A 3,216-nucleotide genomic window follows, 5' to 3' on the forward strand; every position below is an offset into this window, starting at 1 on the left:
GGCACTGTTGCAAATAGCCCGTTAGGGTCAACGCTCCCTTAGGCTAAAAAACCTTAGAGGCTGAAAACGTAGTTCACCAGACGCACTTCGCCCTGAGGATGACCATAATACCAGGGTTCAGCCTGACCTTTACGCAACGCACGCATCACTTCTATACCCTTGATCGTCGCATAAGCCGTTTTCATGGATTTGAAGCCTAACATCGGATTGATTATCCGCTTCAGCTTACCATGATCACATTCAATCACGTTGTTGAGGTATTTCACCTGACGGTGCACCACGTCTGGCGGGCATTTACCTTCCTGTTTCAATAACGCGAGCGCTCTGCCATAGGTGGGTGCTTTATCTGTAATAATGCGTCGTGGCTGTTCCCAATCCCGTAAGTGACCCAACATCTTCTTCAAAAATCGATAAGCCGCTTGAGTATTACGCCGAGACGAAAGATAAAAATCAATCGTTCTACCGTGGCTGTCGACGGCCCGGTACAGGTAAGCCCATTTGCCGCCGATTTTGACGTAGGTTTCATCCAGATGCCAGGGAAGCAGGTTGGTCGGATGACGCCAGTACCATCGCAGACGCTTTTCCATTTCAGGTGCGTAGCGCTGTACCCAACGATAAATCGTGGTGTGGTCAACATTGACGCCCCGTTCAGCGAGCATTTCCTGGAGTTCGCGGTAGCTGATGCCGTATTTACAATACCAGCGAACAGCCCAGAGGATGATTTCACTCTGAAAATGCCGACCTTTGAATGGGGTCATACGCTCTCCTTCAGCCGAAATGGCGCTTTAGCTTATCATCACCAGATTTTTGCAACAGTACCAACTGATTTACGTATAACGTGAATCCAGTCATGAGGCAGGCTCATTTCATACATGAACATGTCCTCAAAAATGTGATTTGATAGCGCATTAACCATGTCTGTGGTTATGACATTTTTGATATTCCTGTCAGTAGCGGTTTTATTGATAAAATCGTAAAATGATTCATTTTTATTTATTAAGTTCAACACCATATGTTTTATTGAACTCTGTGCGCATTTACTATTTAACTTTAAATTATAAACACCTAAGTTATTGCCTGAGCGATTAAAAATATCATCTTTATCTTTTTTTGATAAATTAACATGCTTATTGCTAACTTGAGTATCTATCTCTTTATTAATAATTGATGAAATATATGTTTCTTTTTCTTCCTCTCGCCACAAATGGAAATTATTACTTTTGTTTACTGAAGTGAGATAGTTGATTACATCATCGTAAAAAACTTTGAAATCCAATTGGAAATTATTACTTTCATATGATACGTGATAGAAATCATTCTTCATCCATACAATATTATCAACAAGGGATTGTGACTTTATTTTTTTGTGGGTTATGGATAACCCATTAATGTTTGTTTCATGCTCTTGCGTAAACCAAGGTTTGATATTATCTTCAAAAACAAACAATTTACCTAAAATATTATAATTGCACACTTCCCCATTCATTTCTATATATAGAAGATCGTCTCCATTCTCATCTTTAATATGCAACTTGCCTGTAGATGAACTATCAATATGGTTATGACAAAATCTTTCTTTGTATCCAGGGGAGCATAGTGCTTTTAGCCTGAAGAAAGTATCTTCAATTTCGCTGCTCGTCAAATCCGGTGTGGGATTACATAATTTAAACAAATAATCTAAAGCCTCTCTTTCCCCTGTGGCAAAAAAAAAGTCTTTTATTTTTCCCCATATAGACATATGGGGGGGGGCGTGGGTGATGAGCATTTCATTTATTCTATCGTTACTGATACTAGCAGTTAAATACGAACTTCCAATAGAAATACCCATAAAATCCCCCCTAATAAAAAGAAGGTTAATACTTATTGATATGCAGTCTTATGGCAATAAGTATTTTACCTTATTTTAATGTCTGTCGACTCCCGAAGACAGACATTATCAGGTTAAAGGGGAACTGCATTAGTGCCTCTTACTTAGTTATTTTTGAATAGACCCGGGTTTCGTAGACACTTTTTTGCCTCATAATGGAGGCTCAATGAAGGAGTGTTTATGTCAGCCAAAAATTTCACTGAAGAATTCAAAATTGAAGCCGTAAAACAGATTAACGAGCAGGGATACCCTGTTTCTGAGGTTGCGGCACGACTCGGTGTTTCTACCAACAGCCTTTACGCGTGGATTAAGCGTTACCAAAAACCTGAACCACAGCGAAAGCAGGACGATGCCCTTCAGCACGAAGTAAAGCGCCTCAGGCAAGAACTTAAGCGTGTGACTGAAGAGCGAGATATTTTAAAAAAGGCCGCCGCGTACTTTGCAAGAACGTCAGGCTGAAGTACGCCTTCATTAAACAAATGTCCTCCTTTTATGCTGTACGCCGGTTGTGTCTGGTTCTTGGCCTCCATTACAGCGGTTATTACCAGTGGCTAAAGCGACCTCAATCTTTGCGTGCCAGGCAAGATGAGCGCCAAACAGGTCTTATTAAGCAGCTGTGGCTTGAAAGTGGTACGGTTTATGGTTATCGAAAAATCTGGCTCGATATGAAAGACTTGGGTGAACGCGCTGGGCGTAACAGGATCGCGCGCCTAATGAGGCTTGCAGAGTTGGCTTCTCAAACCGGATACCGGAAACGACGCTATTACGGCGGCGGAAAGCCTTCAGTTGCCAGCCCTAATTACCTTGAGCGCCAGTTCATTGTTCCTACCCCAAATACTCATTGGGTGAGTGACATGACCTATATAAGAACGCATGAGGGTTGGTTGTATCTGGCCGTTGTTCTCGATCTCTTCTCGCGCCGGGTTATCGGCTGGAGTATGGGTGGACGAATGACAGCAGAGTTGGTGATGGACGCCTTGTTGATGGCGGTGTGGCGACGCAAACCAGCGGCAGAAGTACTAATCCATTCGGATCAGGGTTCTCAATATACGAGCGAAAGATGTCAGCACTTTATGACAGCTCACAATTTAAAAAGCAGCATGAGTCGTCGTGGTAATTGCCATGATAACGCGGTGGCAGAAAGTTTTTTCCAGTTGCTGAAACGAGAACGCATAAAGAAACGGATCTATAAAAATAGAGAAGAAGCAAAGGCTGATATCTTCGATTATGTAGAGATGTTTTATAATGCTAAACGTCGGCATAGTGCCAGTGAAGATCAACCCCCTGCAGTTTATGAAAGTGCCTGGTTCATGAGGCACGCTACCGTCTAGGAAACTGGGGTCTATTCA

At 42.3% G+C, this 3,216-nt stretch carries 3 protein-coding genes; 1 reads left to right on the top strand and 2 read right to left on the bottom strand.

Annotated features, from left to right (window positions below):
- Window positions 1-53: 53 nt before the first annotated feature.
- Together AEP37_RS22925 and AEP37_RS22930 are read right to left on the bottom strand one after the other, a co-directional pair.
- On the bottom strand, window positions 54-758 hold the full coding sequence (locus AEP37_RS22925; RefSeq protein ID WP_049615488.1) for an IS6 family transposase: 705 nt from the start codon (window positions 756-758) through the stop codon (window positions 54-56).
- A gap of 38 nt (window positions 759-796) precedes the next feature.
- Entirely contained in the window at window positions 797-1,828 is a 1,032-nt protein-coding gene (locus tag AEP37_RS22930) for a hypothetical protein (protein ID WP_049615489.1), read from the bottom strand.
- A gap of 219 nt (window positions 1,829-2,047) precedes the next feature.
- On the opposite strand from AEP37_RS22930, the gene AEP37_RS22940 reads away from it, so the two are divergent.
- A protein-coding gene (locus AEP37_RS22940) for an IS3 family transposase (protein ID WP_156168753.1) occupies window positions 2,048-3,198 on the top strand; the annotation gives its coding sequence in 2 pieces (ribosomal slippage) (window positions 2,048-2,285 and window positions 2,285-3,198; 1,152 coding nt in all).
- The last annotated feature ends 18 nt before the right edge of the window (window positions 3,199-3,216 follow it).

This window comes from Yersinia pekkanenii (assembly GCF_001152565.1).
In the GTDB taxonomy this organism is placed as follows: domain Bacteria; phylum Pseudomonadota; class Gammaproteobacteria; order Enterobacterales; family Enterobacteriaceae; genus Yersinia; species Yersinia pekkanenii.